Source organism: Actinoplanes octamycinicus (genome assembly GCF_014205225.1).
GTDB classification, from domain to species: Bacteria; Actinomycetota; Actinomycetes; order Mycobacteriales; family Micromonosporaceae; genus Actinoplanes; species Actinoplanes octamycinicus.
Genome location: NZ_JACHNB010000001.1, coordinates 5531344 through 5544119, shown reverse-complemented (window position 1 = coordinate 5544119; position 12776 = coordinate 5531344). Strand labels below are relative to the sequence as shown.

13 protein-coding genes are annotated in these 12776 nt (G+C 71.2%); 5 read left to right on the top strand and 8 right to left on the bottom strand.

The window, feature by feature from the left end; all coding sequences use genetic code 11:
* Positions 1 to 194 precede the first annotated feature (194 nt).
* The 3 genes from BJY16_RS24260 to BJY16_RS24250 form a co-directional block, all read right to left on the bottom strand.
* A complete protein-coding gene (locus tag BJY16_RS24260; protein WP_221502034.1) occupies positions 195 to 2930 on the bottom strand; it encodes a tetratricopeptide repeat protein in 2736 nt (911 codons plus the stop codon).
* Between the two features lie 83 nt (positions 2931 to 3013).
* Positions 3014 to 3391, bottom strand: a complete 378-nt coding sequence (locus BJY16_RS24255; RefSeq protein WP_185041876.1) for a hypothetical protein — start codon at positions 3389 to 3391, stop codon at positions 3014 to 3016.
* Positions 3392 to 3553: 162 nt separating this feature from the next.
* Positions 3554 to 4576 carry a hypothetical protein gene (locus BJY16_RS24250; protein ID WP_203759311.1) on the bottom strand — a complete coding sequence of 341 codons (1023 nt, stop codon included), beginning with the start codon at positions 4574 to 4576 and terminating at the stop codon, positions 3554 to 3556.
* Positions 4577 to 4828: 252 nt separating this feature from the next.
* Between BJY16_RS24250 and BJY16_RS24245 the strand changes: the two genes are divergently transcribed.
* Entirely contained in the window at positions 4829 to 5239 is a 411-nt protein-coding gene (locus tag BJY16_RS24245; protein ID WP_185041874.1) for a hypothetical protein, read from the top strand.
* Positions 5240 to 5251: 12 nt separating this feature from the next.
* On the opposite strand, the gene BJY16_RS24240 is transcribed toward BJY16_RS24245, so the two are convergent.
* Positions 5252 to 5641: a RidA family protein gene (locus tag BJY16_RS24240; protein WP_185041873.1), complete on the bottom strand. Its 390-nt coding sequence runs from the start codon at positions 5639 to 5641 to the stop codon at positions 5252 to 5254.
* A gap of 67 nt (positions 5642 to 5708) precedes the next feature.
* On the opposite strand from BJY16_RS24240, the gene BJY16_RS24235 reads away from it, so the two are divergent.
* The gene (locus BJY16_RS24235; RefSeq protein ID WP_203759314.1) at positions 5709 to 6311 is read left to right on the top strand and encodes a CGNR zinc finger domain-containing protein; all 603 of its coding nucleotides are present in this window, start codon (positions 5709 to 5711) and stop codon (positions 6309 to 6311) included.
* 43 nt (positions 6312 to 6354) lie between these two features.
* Positions 6355 to 7242, top strand: a complete 888-nt coding sequence (locus BJY16_RS24230; RefSeq protein WP_185041872.1) for a UbiA prenyltransferase family protein — start codon at positions 6355 to 6357, stop codon at positions 7240 to 7242.
* A 70-nt stretch (positions 7243 to 7312) separates the two neighbouring features.
* On the opposite strand, the gene BJY16_RS24225 is transcribed toward BJY16_RS24230, so the two are convergent.
* The 4 genes from BJY16_RS24225 to BJY16_RS24210 all read right to left on the bottom strand — a co-directional run bounded on the left by BJY16_RS24225 (position 7313) and on the right by BJY16_RS24210 (position 11259).
* Complete coding sequence (locus BJY16_RS24225; protein WP_185041871.1) at positions 7313 to 8554, bottom strand: polyamine ABC transporter substrate-binding protein; 1242 nt, start codon at positions 8552 to 8554, stop codon at positions 7313 to 7315.
* A gap of 101 nt (positions 8555 to 8655) precedes the next feature.
* The gene (locus BJY16_RS24220) at positions 8656 to 9036 is read right to left on the bottom strand and encodes a GNAT family N-acetyltransferase (RefSeq protein WP_239177960.1); all 381 of its coding nucleotides are present in this window, start codon (positions 9034 to 9036) and stop codon (positions 8656 to 8658) included.
* Positions 9020 to 10432 (bottom strand): MocR-like pyridoxine biosynthesis transcription factor PdxR, encoded by a 1413-nt coding sequence (gene pdxR / locus BJY16_RS24215; RefSeq protein ID WP_185041869.1) that lies wholly within the window; start codon positions 10430 to 10432, stop codon positions 9020 to 9022. Before pdxR ends, BJY16_RS24220 begins: the two co-directional genes overlap by 17 nt.
* Positions 10433 to 10575: 143 nt before the next feature.
* A complete protein-coding gene (locus BJY16_RS24210) occupies positions 10576 to 11259 on the bottom strand; it encodes an alpha/beta hydrolase (protein WP_185041868.1) in 684 nt (227 codons plus the stop codon).
* A gap of 138 nt (positions 11260 to 11397) precedes the next feature.
* Here BJY16_RS24210 and sigK point away from each other — a divergent pair, with 138 nt between their 5' ends.
* Both sigK and BJY16_RS24200 read left to right on the top strand, forming a co-directional pair.
* The gene (sigK, locus tag BJY16_RS24205) at positions 11398 to 11994 is read left to right on the top strand and encodes an ECF RNA polymerase sigma factor SigK (protein ID WP_185041867.1); all 597 of its coding nucleotides are present in this window, start codon (positions 11398 to 11400) and stop codon (positions 11992 to 11994) included.
* Positions 11991 to 12713, top strand: a complete 723-nt coding sequence (locus tag BJY16_RS24200; protein WP_185041866.1) for an anti-sigma factor — start codon at positions 11991 to 11993, stop codon at positions 12711 to 12713. The genes sigK and BJY16_RS24200 overlap by 4 nt, the downstream gene beginning before the upstream one ends.
* Positions 12714 to 12776: the final 63 nt, after the last annotated feature.

The following is a 12776-nucleotide window of genomic DNA, read 5'->3' as shown; positions in this document are numbered from 1 at the left end:
AGGGCTGGCCGCGTTCTCGCCGGTGGCAACGTCAGGATGGGACACCATGCTTCTCCTTGCTGACTCGGACAGGGACGGCCTGAGTACAGAGTGCTCGGACGCCACCCAGCTAGGTACCTTGCCGCCGGACTTTGAAACCTGTGGAACGGCGCCTCTCGGAGTGATGCGGATGTCCAGCGGCCCCCTTCAGGAGATCAGATTCCTTCGAGCAACTGGGTGATATGCCCGGCTCGGCGAGGAACGAGGGCAGGAACAAGCTCGCGTGCTCGCATTCGCCATCGCTCGGCGGCGTCCCGATCCCCCCTCGACTGCTCCGCTCGTGCGATCTTCAAAGCCGCCAAGGCCTCCGCGGCGGGAGCGGACATCGTCGCGAAGGCCGAGGCCAACGTGGTCAACTCGGTGAGGGCATCGGCGTCGGTGACGGCAAGTTTGGCCAGGGCTGCGGTGTAACCGTCGGCACCGTGTTCGGCCGTCGCCATCGCCGCCGTCAACTGTTCGGCCGCCCGCTGATCACCTTGTCGAGCGAAGATCATTCCGAGCTGGTACTGGGAACGAGCACGTCCGGGCGTGTTGCGGATGCTGTCGAACAGCTCCAGAGCCTGACTCGCGTGGTCGATCGCCTGGGCATGGTCGTCGAGATCCAGGCAGATGTCGCTGAGGTACAGCCGTGTCCACGCCTGCCCATAGGTGTCCGGCATGCCGGCGAAGATGTCCAGTCCACGCTCGGCATGCGCCTTGGCCAGGTCCAGATTGTTGGCATCGTGCTCGACCAGTGCGAGATACGTTGCCGCCCATCCTTCGCCATAAGCGTCCGTTATCTCCTGGAAGACGCGCTCAGCACGTTGATGGCTGTCGCGCGCCTGCCGCAAGTCTCCACGCTCACGATGAACGGCGCCGATGTGGTTGTGCGCCCAGGCCTGCCCGTGCCGTTGATGGATCTCAGTGAAGGCGTCCATAGCGGATTCGAAACTTCGGAACGCCTCGTCGAACCGCCGCTGGAAGCGATAAACCGCGATGAGATTGCTGTAGGCCCACCCCAGCCCTTCGATATCGCCGATCTCCCGGAAGACCGGGATCGCCTGATCATGACAACGGATCGCCTCATCAGTTCGCCGCTGGTAACGATAGGCATAACCCATGTTGTTGAGCGTCTCGGCGGCCCCTCGCCGGTCGTCAACCTGCCGATACAGCGCCAGAGCTTTCTCGAACGAGGCAGCCGCTTCGGCGAAACGATGCTGCTCGCGGTAGGCGATCCCACGGTTCCCCGCAGCTGAGGCCTGGTCCTGCGACATGCCGAGCGCGCCGAAGAGACGGATCGCCCTGTCGAAGTTCTCGATGGCCTGGTCGGGCTGCCGCCGCAGCCGATGCACCCGGCCGAGGGAGGCGAGACACTCCGCCTCGGCGCGCTCGTCGTGGATGCTGCGAGCAGCGCTGAGCGCGGCTTCCGCACTCTCCACCCAGTCGCTCCAGTGGCTACCGATCTCGAAGTACCTCGTCAGGGCTGCGGCCAGCGAGATCACCGACGGGAGACGGCCTTCGGCTGCCGCCTGCCGGAGAAGCGCCATGATGTTCCGGCGTTCAAGATCGAGCCACTGCAGGGCGGCGTGCCTGCGGGCCGAGCGATCCGACGAAGATACCTGCGGGTCTGCGCCGGGAGCCAATGCCGCGGTCTGGTCGTCCACCAATCGCTGCATCCACCGATAGACACGGTCGAGAGCGGCATTCCTGTCATTCTCCGTCTCAGTTTCGGCGAACAACTCACCGGCGAACAAGCGAAGGAGGTCATGCATTTTGATGCGATCGGCAAACTCGCCGGCCAGTTCGATCACATGCGCATCCGCCAGCTCGTCCCGAATCATCTCCACCTCAGCCTCCGGCCGGTCGACCAGAACTGCCAGCATGGGAACGCCGATTTCGGAAGCTTGCAGCAGGGACAGCCAACGGAACATCCTCGCCGCTTCGGCAGAAAGCTGGCGATAACTGAGGTCGAAACTGGCGCGCACTGCTTGATCGCCGGCCCGCAGCAGGTTCAACCGGTGTCGCTCATCGGCAAGCTGCTGAGCGAAACGTGCCAGCGGCGCCCGGAGACGCGAGGTCGCGTTCAGCGTGGCGCCCGCAATCCAGATCGCCAACGGCAGGTTGCCGCAGGAACTCACGATCATGCGAGCAGCTTGCGGGTCGTTCTCCACCCGGCTCTGCCCGATCAACCGGGCAAGCAACGCCAACGCCTCGTCGTCGGGAAGGCGCTCGACGTCGTACGTGAAAGCCATGGTCAATCCCGTCAGCTGCCGTCTCGATGTGATGATCACACCACAGCCGGCGCGTTCCGGCAGGAGAGGCCGGGTCTGCGGCTCGTCCACGGCATCGTCGAGAACCAGGAGTGAATCGGCAAGCTCGGACTGGTAGAACGCCTGCCGCTCGCCGAGGTCGCTGGGAATCTCACGACGATCCACTCCCATCGCCACGAGAAGGGATTCGAGCGCCACCGAGATCGGAAGCGGCCGGTGCGCGGCGTCGGTCAGCCGGAGGAACAAGTGATGCCGCGGGTAGGAAGCCGACACGAGGTGTGCGAGCTGCAACGCCAGGGTCGTCTTGCCGACGCCGGGACCGTCGCGGAGCAGCACCGCCCGTTGCGCACGGCGGTCACCGTCCGCCGGGTCGAGAACCGGCACCAACGCGGCCAGTTCAGCTCGACGACCGGTGAAGTTCGGGTTGCCGGCCGGGAGATTGCGAGAGGTCGAAGGTCGCGGAATGTTGATGGTCACGTTGTCGGCTCGCGCGATGGTGACCAATTTCCGGACGGAGCCTCCGGCGGCGATGTAATTGAGCACCTGGGGTGGCGAATCCGAGCGGAGGGCCAGCACTCGCATCGCTGACATCGCCGCGGCTACGTCACCTTCGGCGTCGCTCTCGCCCACCTCCAGGTCCACACCCGAGACGGCCACTCGGGCACGGAGCGCCGCCACCGCAGCCTGAGCACCCGCATCCTCCGGTCCATCGGTCACGGAAAGCCTCAGAACTGCGCGTTGTCAATGTGACCGATGTTGACGATCTTCCCGACGTTGGCGCCGCTCTCCACGTTGGTGACGAAATTGTTCATCGCCGCGTCCTGCCGGGCTTCGGAGATCAAGGCTCTCAACTGCTGACGGAACGTCTCGTCCGCCGCCTCGGCGTCAATGATCCGGCCCACCGCTGCGACAGCGTCGCCGTCCGCGGGATTCTGCTCGAGCGCGGCCAGCTCGGTGTCGCCTCTGCCGTTACCGGTCAAGCGACCACGTACCAATCCGACTATGGACTGGACCGCGTGCTTTGCGGCCTCACCACCGACCCCCTGCGCGAATGCGGTGCTGAGCATCGATGCAACAACGGTGCCGATCGTGACCGGGTCCATCACAAATCCCTCCAGTGCCGACCGACGCCACCTTACGGAAGCATCGGGCGACCGGGCTACCCCGCGTCGAGCCCTGACAAGGATCACCGAATCGCCGGGACTCGGCGCGTGCGGGACGTCGCGTGCCGGGAGCGAAGGAGAAGAGAACCCGCGCGGGATCCGTCAGCGCAACGAAGCCGTGGCCATCGGATCTCGGGTGTCTGGTCTCTCGCGGGGGCGGGTGGTCAGGGCGTAGCCGGCGGTGGTGACGGCCAGGGTGGCGCCCCACGCGGTGAAGACCAGGAGGGTGGCGGTGACGGCCCAGCCGGCTCGGATCTCCGGCCAGGTGACCTTGCCGGCCAGCAGGTCGGCGGTGAAGAGGGCGGAGCTCAGCAGGCCGTACGTGATCAGGGCGGCGGCTACCACGGCGGCCGGGACGATGGCGAGCAGGCGCGGGACCGGGCGGCCGCCCAGGAACGGCAGCCAGCCGGGGAACTCCTGGCCCCAGCGCTGCACCAGGCCGAGGACGAGCAGGCCGGCCAGCGGCGGGACCAGGGTGATCGCCAGGCCGGCCATCGAGGACATGCCGTCGTGGATCTCCGCCAGCTTCGGGCCGGAGACGCCGAACGGGACGTCGAGCAGCCACAGGCCGTGCGGGACGGCCCAGCCGACCACGGGCAGGGCGACCGCGGCGTAGGCCCAGCGGCGGGTCCAGCGGGGCACCGGACGGTAGCCGGGGGTCAACGGTTCACGGGGCGGGCCGGCGGCGCTGGCCAGGGTGGCGAAGAGGGCGCCGCCGACGGCGAGGGCGAGCCGGGCGCCGAGGTCGCGCCAGTCCGCGGGGCGGCCGGCCAGGGCGGCCGGGATCTCGAAGAGCAGGTGCAGCGGGAAGGCGGCGACCAGCAACAGCACGGCCGCGGCCCAGGAGCCGGCGGCCACCGACCGGCCGGGTCGCCGGAACGCCACCGCGACCAGCACCGCGAGGGCGGCGCCCACGGCCACGCTCCCCCAGCCCGGCCAGAACGGCAGCACGCCGACCCGGTCGGCCCCGCAGCCGCCGGACGGGTCGGTCAGGTGGGTGCGGTCGCAAGCGGTGTAGGCCCAGCGGCCGCCCGCCAGCCAGTACAGGCGCAGGGCCAGCTCACCTGCGACGAACGCTCCGCACGCCGCCGCCCACCGGCGACGGCGTGCGGAGCGGCCCAGCATCTCGGCCACGGTCTTCCCCCGATCCGATCCGACCCTGGCGCGACGCTCGCTGCCGGGTTGCCCCCAACGCTCGGCGAAACCGGCCCGGAATCGATCCCTCCCGAGAGGGAGGCCGGTCCCCCGGCGAAGTGAGCCGCGCGAATCGGAGACCCCGCGGGGACCGATGACCCCCGCGCCGACCGGGGAACCGCACGGACGAAGAACGCGCACGGACGGAAAGCTCAGCGGGAACGCGGCCGCTACGATGCGCCGATGACCATGGTGGCGGGGCGCGGCAGCGCGGCGGCAGGATCCCGGACCGGCGGATGGGTGCTGGTCGCGGCGTTGTACGGCTACGCCGCCTGGTACGCCCTGTGTCTCTGCCTGGCGCTGGCCCGGGCCGCCGACCTCGCCGGCCACTGGTATCTGCCGTCCGCCAACGACGTCTACACCGCGAACGCCGACGTCAACGCCGGCTGGACGTGGAGCACACCGGTGCTGTTCACCGTCCCGACCGCGCCGCTGGTCGCCGGCCTGGGACTCTTCGTGGTCGGGATGCTGGCCGTGCTCGGCCGCACCCGGCACCGCCGGCCGCTGCTCGGCGGCGTCGCCGCCCTGGTGCTGGTCATGGTGGTGTCGCTGACCACGGCCGGCCAGTCGCTCGCCGGCTGGCTGATCGACTGACCGGTCCCTGGCTCAGACGGCGGCGACGGCGTCGATCTCGACCAGGAAGTCCGGGCCGAGGCCGGCCACGATGTGGACGGTGATCGCCGGCGGCGGGTCGGCCGGATCCCACACCTGCTGGAAGGCGGCCACCCCGTCGGCGACCGGCTGCCCGTCCACGATGGCGATCCGCCAGTGCACCACGTCGGCCAGCCGCGCCCCCTCGCTCTCCAGGATGGTGGCCAGGTTGCGCAGGGCCTGGACCGCCTGCTCGGCGAGTGTCGAGCCGACCACCTTGCCGTCCGGCCCGACACCGTTCTGCCCGCCCACGTAGATGGTTTTCGCCGGCTGCTCGACCACGACCGCCTGACTGAAGGCGGGGCTGCGGTGCAGTCCCTCGGGGTTGATGTGCCGCTTGCTCATGTCACCCTCCACGCATCACGAAACCGGTTATAGGGGTTACCCGAACAACACCAGTTATAGTGGTTACATGCGGACCGATGCAACCGGACGGATGCTGCACGACCCCAAGGGCGGGTCGTTCTGGTTCGACGCCGGCGCCCTCTGCCTGGACTTCGCGCACACCGGCGGCGAGGGGCGTTACGCGGTGTTCGAGACGCTGCACCAGCCGGACGACCTGGCCGCCTGGCTGGCCGTGCCGCCGCTGGCCGCCTCCCTGACGGTCGCGGTGACCGCGGCCGACCTGTCCGCGGCACGCGAGCTCCGGCAGGCGATCTGGGTGGCGGCACACGAGCGGGCGGCCGGTGAGCCGCTGGGCGCCGGCGCGGTCGCGGCGCTCAACCGGTTCGCCGCCGCGCCGCCGCTGGTCCCCGAGCTCGCCGCGGACGGGACGGCGTCGCGGTGGGCGTCCCCGGTGCGGGCCGGCCAGGCGCTGTCCACCCTGGCCCGGGAGATGATCGGGCTGCTGACCGGCCCGCTCGGCGGGCGCATCCGGCAGTGCGCCGGCGACAACTGCCCGCTGGTCTTCGTCGACTCGTCCCGGCCCGGCGCCCGCCGCTGGTGCGCGATGGAGCGCTGCGGCAACCGGCACAAGCTGCGGGCATTGCGCGCCCGGCGGGCGACGGACGACTGACGGCTCAGCGCCCGCACAGGCGGCGTCGACCACGATGCGAGCCATGACGGCATTGATCGAGCGCCCCACCGCCGTACTGATCGCGGTGTCCCGTCCGTGGTTCTGGCCGGTCTCCTGGGTGCCGGCCTATCTCGGCACGGTGCTGGCCGGGCACGCCTGGCTGCCGGACCGGGCGGACGCCGGGCGGGCGCTCGTCGCGCTGATCGTTCTCGGACCGCTGGTCTGGGGCGCGGTGCTCGCCCAGAACGATCTGCACGACCTGCCCAGCGACTGGGCCAATCCGCGCAAGGCGACCGCGCCGCTGGTCACCGGCGCGGTCTCGGCACGGAGGCTGCGAGCCTGGTACCGCGGGCTGGCCCTGGCGGCGGTCGGCGCGGCGCTCTACGTCGGCCCGCTGTTCGTGCTCGGCGTGGCCGGGGTGCTGGCGCTCGGCTGGGCCTACAGTGTGCCGCCGCTGCGCCTGAAGACCCGGCCGGGCTGGGACGTGGCGGTGAACGCGCTGGTGGTCGGCCTGGTCTCGCCGGCCGCGGGCTGGGCGATCACCCGGGCGCCATGGGAGTTCCCGTGGCGGTTCGGGCTGATCGGGGTGCTGTTCGCGGCCGCGCTCTACGTGCCGACCACGGTGACCGACCTGGCCGCCGACACCGGGGCCGGGGACACCACGTTCGCGGTGCGGTTCGGCGCCCGGACGGCCTATCGGCTGGGGCTGGCACTGTGGGGCGCGGCGCTGGCGGTGTGCCTGCTCAGCGCCGCGGCCGACGTGCTGGTGCCGCGGGAGACCCTGGTCCCGCAGCTGGTGACGGTGCCGGTCCTGGTGGCCGGCTACGCCGCGCTGACCCGGAACCCGACGATCCCCCGGCTGGCCGTGCTGTCCCTGCTGTTCGCCATCCCCACGGCCGGGTTCGCCCTGGCCTACGTCGGACGGGGCTGAGGGCGTACCGAAAACCGGTCTTGATCTTGATCGGGAAGAAGCGGCCAGGAGGACGAACGCCAGGACGGAATCAGCCCAGGACGATCGGGTCGAAGATCGACGAGAAGATCTGCTGCTCCTCGGCGGTGTTGAAGTTGACGTAGTAGTGCAGCTTCGCGTAATCCGCGTCGCTCGGGAAGACCAGCGGGCTGGACGCGACCTGCTGCATCTCGGCACGATCGGAACCGGACAGCGCGGCCGCGTCCTTCTTGATCTGCGCCTGCGCGCCGGGCACCGGGCAGACGTAGTTGATGTACTCGGCGAGCGACGCCGCGTTCTCCGTCTCGTAGAAGAAGTCGATCAGCATCAGGGCGTCGACCGGATTCGCTGCGGTGACCGGGATGGCGAAGTTGTCGGTCCAGATGGTGCCGCCCTCCTGCGGGATCACGAACTTGAGGTTCGTGCCGTCGGAGAGGTTCTTCTGGAAGACGTCGCCGGACCAGGCCTGGCTGATCCACAGCTCGCCGTTGCCGAGCGCGTCGACGTAGTCCTGCTCGTAGTACTTGCGGACGATGCCGGCGTCCTTCTGCTTCTTGAGCTTGGCGGCCGCCTTCTTCCAGTCCTCCTCGGTCGAGCCGGCCGGCTTGATCCCGGCCGCCAGCAGGCCGAAGTTGGCCAGCTCGGTGAGGTCGGACATCATGCCGACCTTGCCCTTGAACTTCGAGTCCCACAGGTCGGCCAGGCTGGTGATCTCGCGACCGGTCTTGGCCGGGTCGTAGGCGATGCCGGTCATCCCGGACGCCCACGGCACGCTGAACACGTTGCCCGGGTCGAACGCCTCCTGGGCGTACTTCGGGGCGGCGTTCTTGGTGAAGTTCGGCAGCTGGGCGTGGTCGAGCGGGGCCAGGAAGCCGGCCGAGCGGAACTGACCGAACTGGATGCCGTTGGTGATCACCATGAGGTCGAAGCCGATCGGCTGCTTCGCCGACAGCTGCGGCTGCACCTTGGCGAACCAGGGGCCCATCTCCTGGATGACCTCCTGGTAGTTCACCTGGATGCCGGTCCGCTGGGTGAACTTCTTCAGCTCCGGGCGCTCCGGGTCCATGTAGAGCGGCCAGTTGGCGAAGTCGAGCTTGCCGTTCTGCTTCTTGCCCTGCCAGAAGTTCGCCAGGGTGCCCGCGTCGACGCTGACCTCCGGGGACCCCTTGCCCTGCACCCCGCACGCCGCCAGGGCCGCGCCGAGCGCGGACAGGCCGCCGAGGCGCAGCGCGTCGCGACGGCCGAGCCTCCGCTGGGTGGCGCCGCGCAGGAGGGACTGGTCAGGGGTGAACATCGGGCTCCAATGACGTGCGGTGACGAGGCGGACTCTTCACCGTACGAACGTCCTGGGATTCTCAAGATCATCGGAGTGGCCGAGATCGACTGGCTGAACGGTCAGAGCGCGATCAACCCGGCCGGGGTACGACGAAAGCCGCACTGCTCCACGTAGAAGTGCTCCAGATGCGGCTCGAAGTCGACGTGCAGCCACTCACACCCGGCCGCCCGCGCCTCCTCCGCCGCCGCCTTCACCAGCGCCGTCCCGATCCCCCGGTGCTGCCAGTCCGGGTCGACCGCGGTGTCCAGCACGAACGCGTGCGGCCCACCGTCCCAGCAGACCTGGACGAACCCGACCAGCCGCCCGTCGTCGAACGCCCCGACCCAGGTCAGGGCGTACCGGTCCAGCCGCGCCGCCCACGGCCGGACCTCGACCGGATCGCCGCCGAACGCCCGCGCGTGCAGCAGGCTCACCTCACGGTCGTCAACCGGGAACCGCACCCGCCACTCCGTCGTCACCGGCACAGACTGCCAGCAACGCGTCGATCGCGCGCGCATAGGCGTGCTGCGGCGGCGTCGCGTAGCCGATCACGACGCCCGGCGGCGCGTCCCGGGCATCCCGGTAGAACGAGCCGATCCCCTCGGTCACCACGCCGCGGGCCGCCAGCCGGCCGAGCAGCTCCGGCTCCGAGCAGCCGGGCAGGCTCAGCGTCGCGTGCAGACCGGCCGAGATCCCGGACAGCCGGGCGGCCGGCAGCCGGGCCGCGACCGCCCGGCCGAGCAGATCCCGGCGCTGCCGGTAGCGGACCCGGCAGCGCCGCAGATGCCGGTCCAGGTCGCCGCGCCCGATCAGGTGGGCGAGGACCAGCTGATCGATGACATTGACGTACGCCTCGTCGAACCGCAGCACCGCCCGCAGCGCCGGCACCAGTCCGACCGGCACCGCCAGCCACGCGATCCGCAGCCCCGGGGCGACCGTCTTGCTCACCGTCCCGGCGTAGATGACCCGCTCCGGCGCCAGCCCCTGCAGGGCGCCGACCGGTTGCCGGTCGTAGCGGAACTCGCCGTCGTAGTCGTCCTCGACGATCACCGCGTCCGTCCGCCGGGCCCAGTCGAGCAGGTCACGGCGCCGCTGCGGGCTGAGCGTCACGCCGAGCGGGAACTGGTGCGCCGGGGTGACCACCACCGCCGCCTCGCCGGCCAGCGCGTTCACGACCAACCCGTCGGCGTCCACCGGGAGCCGGGTCACGCCCAGGCCGAGCCGCTCGGCCATCGCCGGATAGTCCGGCCGGGTCGGGTCCTCGAACCCGATCGTGCCACCCAGCGCCTGGCAGATGATCCGCAGCGCGTGGGTGTAGCCGGCGCACACGATGATCTGATCCGGACCGGTCAGCACGCCACGGGACCGTCCCAGATAGCCGGCCAGGGCGGAACGCAGAGCTGGATCGCCGGCCGGGTCGCCGTACCCGAAGGCGGTGCTGGGCATGGTCCGTAAAACGTGCCGGGTGGCCGCGAGCCACTCGCGGCGCGGAAACATCGACAGGTCCGGGAAGCCGGGCCGCAGATCGAATCCGCCGGGCAGCGGCGGGCAGGGCGAGACCGCGGGGACGCTCACGGTGCTCTCCGGGCGCGGGCGCGGCGCTATCCGTACGCCGGAGCGCGCCCGCGACGTCAGATAGCCCTCCGCCGTGAGCTGCTCGTACACCTGGGTGACCGTCCCGCGCGCCACGCCGAGCTCCTGCGCCAGCGCCCGTGAGCTGGGCAGCCGATCCCCCGCCGCGAGCCGCCCGTCGCGCACCGCGGTCCGCAGCGCGTCCTCCAGCCCGGCCCGCAGCCCCCGCACCCGATCGATGCCGAGGTGCAGATCCAACCCGTTTCTGGCCCACTCCTCCGCCATGGATCTGGACTATATCGATGGGCCAGTGGCTTCCTAGATTGGCCACATGAGACACCTCGCGATCGCCCTCGGCCTCACCGGCCGCCTGCTCGGCCCGCTCACCCACCGCCGCCCCGAGCCCCGACCGCCGGCGCCGCGCCGGCCTACCCGAACCCGGCGGTCATCGCCGTGAGCTGCCCGGCCACCGCGTCCGGATCGACCACCTGATGCAGGTGGCCGCCGGGCACCCGGGTCACCGGCCAGCCGCGCCCGGCCGCCTCCCGCGCCACCGGCTGGTAGGCCGGGCTGAACAGCAGATAACCGCACGGACGGGCATCCCAGCCGGCCGGGACCGGGATCCGCTGCTCGTAGTAGGAGAGCGGGAGCCGGGGCTGCTCGGCGGTGACCGCCGCCCGGGTGCCCTCGTCGGGGAACAGCTCCGCCACGTCGTCCCACCAGGTCGTCCAGGGCGGCAGGCGGCCGTCGACGGCCATCCCGCGCAGAACCGCCAGCCGCTCCGGGGAGGTCACCGGGGTCGGGCCGGTCCGGGCCGGCAGGGTCGCGTCGACGAACGCGCAGCCGACGACCGGGCGGCACGCCGCCGCGACCACCGGCGGGACCATCAGGCCGGCATTGCTGTGCGCGACCAGAACGACCGGCTGCTCCGCCGGCAGTGTGGCGAGGGCGTCGTTGACCCGGCCGGCGACATGCGGCCAGAACGGGGGGTCGCCGGCGGTCACTCCGGTCAGCACCGGGACCACGGTGCGGGCGGGCAGCCGGGACGCCACCGAGGACCAGGTCAGCGGACCCAGCAGCAGACTGTGCAGGAGCACGAAGGCAGCCGTCATCGCTCCCCCAGGAAGGGCCCGTCCGATGGCGTTCCGGACGCCGGAGAACGACGGTAACCGATGCCGCGAGCCGGCGCGGGAATGAGCGACGCATCAGTGACAGCCCGGAGCGGCGCGCGGACCGTAGGCTGAGGAGCCATGGCAGACAGTGGCGTCGAAGGCCGCCAGGAGCATCGGACCGCGCCGCCCGATGCCGGCGACCTCCTCAAGGCCGTCGCCGGCGGCGACGAGCAGGCCTTCGGCCGGCTGTACGACCTGTTCGCCCCCCGCGTCTTCGGCCTGATCCGGCGGATTCTCGGCGACCCGGCGCAGGCCGAGGAGGTGGCTCAGGAGGTGCTCGTCGAGATCTGGCGCACCGCGGCCCGGTTCGACCCCTCCCGCGGCTCGCCCACCTCCTGGATCTTCACGATCGCGCACCGCCGGGCGGTCGACCGGGCCCGCGCCGAGCAGGCCGCCACCGCACGGACCCTGCGGGCCGGCGCCGCCTCGCTGGACACCCCCTACGACGCGGTCGCCGACGAGGTGACCGGCCGGATCGAGCGCCAGCAGGTGCGGCACTGCCTGGACGACCTCACCGAGCTGCAGCGGCAGGCGGTCACCCTGGCGTACTACCAGGGCCACTCCTATCCGCAGGTGTCCCAGCTGCTCGGCGTGTCGCTGCCGACCGTGAAGACCAGGATGCGGGACGGTCTGATCAGGCTGCGGGACTGTCTCGGGATGGGGGCGGCGGCGTGACCGCGGACATCCACGCGCTGGTCGGCGCCTATGCGCTGGACGCGCTCGACGACCTGGAACGGGCCGCGTTCGACCGGCACCTGCGCGACTGCGAGGCGTGCCGGATCGAGGCGGACGAGCTGCGGGAGACCGCGTCGCTGCTCGCCGACGGGGTGTGGTCGGCGCCGCCGCCCGGGATGCGGGACACCGTGCTGGCAGCCATCGCGACGACCCCGCAGCTGCCGGCCGCCGCGCCGCGCCGGTCGCCGCTGCGCCTGCGGGCGCCGCGCCGGACGCGGTGGGTGGCCGCGGCCGCCGCGGTGGTCGCGGCCGCCGGCGCGGGCACGGCCGTCTACGTGGTGCAGGACCAGCGGGTACGCCAGCAGCAGACCGCCGTCGCCGACCAGGTCCGGTCCGTGCTGACCGCGCCCGACGTGGTCTGGCACGAACAGCCCCTGGCCGGCGGCGGCACGGTACGGGTCGCGACCTCGCGGCTGCGCGATGCCGGGGTCATCCAGCTGGACGCCACCCGGCCGCCGGCCGGCGGCAGCGTCTACCAGCTCTGGACGATCCGCTCCGGCAAGGCGGCGTCGGCCGGCGCGCTCGGCGAGGGCCAGTCGGTCGCCACCCAGGTGGTCGACGGCCTCCCGAGCGCCACCGCGGTCGGCGTCACGGTCGAGAAGGCCCCCGCCTCCACCACCCCCACCACCCCACTCGAGGCCCAGGTCAACCTGACCTGAGCACGGGTCGGGTTTCCGCAACCACCCGCGGACGTCGCCCTGGAGGCGACGATCCGTGATCAG

What these genes read in the sequence shown, in the direction of transcription:
- BJY16_RS24225 (WP_185041871.1), bottom strand. Translation starts at nt 8,554, where the DNA reads ATGTTCACCCCTGACCAGTCCCTCCTGCGCGGCGCCACCCAGCGGAGG.
- BJY16_RS24210 (WP_185041868.1), bottom strand. Translation starts at nt 11,259, where the DNA reads ATGACGGCTGCCTTCGTGCTCCTGCACAGTCTGCTGCTGGGTCCGCTG.
- BJY16_RS24255 (WP_185041876.1), bottom strand. Translation starts at nt 3,391, where the DNA reads ATGGACCCGGTCACGATCGGCACCGTTGTTGCATCGATGCTCAGCACC.
- BJY16_RS24245 (WP_185041874.1), top strand. Translation starts at nt 4,829, where the DNA reads ATGACCATGGTGGCGGGGCGCGGCAGCGCGGCGGCAGGATCCCGGACC.
- BJY16_RS24250 (WP_203759311.1), bottom strand. Translation starts at nt 4,576, where the DNA reads ATGCTGGGCCGCTCCGCACGCCGTCGCCGGTGGGCGGCGGCGTGCGGA.
- BJY16_RS24240 (WP_185041873.1), bottom strand. Translation starts at nt 5,641, where the DNA reads ATGAGCAAGCGGCACATCAACCCCGAGGGACTGCACCGCAGCCCCGCC.
- pdxR (WP_185041869.1), bottom strand. Translation starts at nt 10,432, where the DNA reads ATGGCGGAGGAGTGGGCCAGAAACGGGTTGGATCTGCACCTCGGCATC.
- BJY16_RS24235 (WP_203759314.1), top strand. Translation starts at nt 5,709, where the DNA reads ATGCGGACCGATGCAACCGGACGGATGCTGCACGACCCCAAGGGCGGG.
- BJY16_RS24230 (WP_185041872.1), top strand. Translation starts at nt 6,355, where the DNA reads ATGACGGCATTGATCGAGCGCCCCACCGCCGTACTGATCGCGGTGTCC.
- sigK (WP_185041867.1), top strand. Translation starts at nt 11,398, where the DNA reads ATGGCAGACAGTGGCGTCGAAGGCCGCCAGGAGCATCGGACCGCGCCG.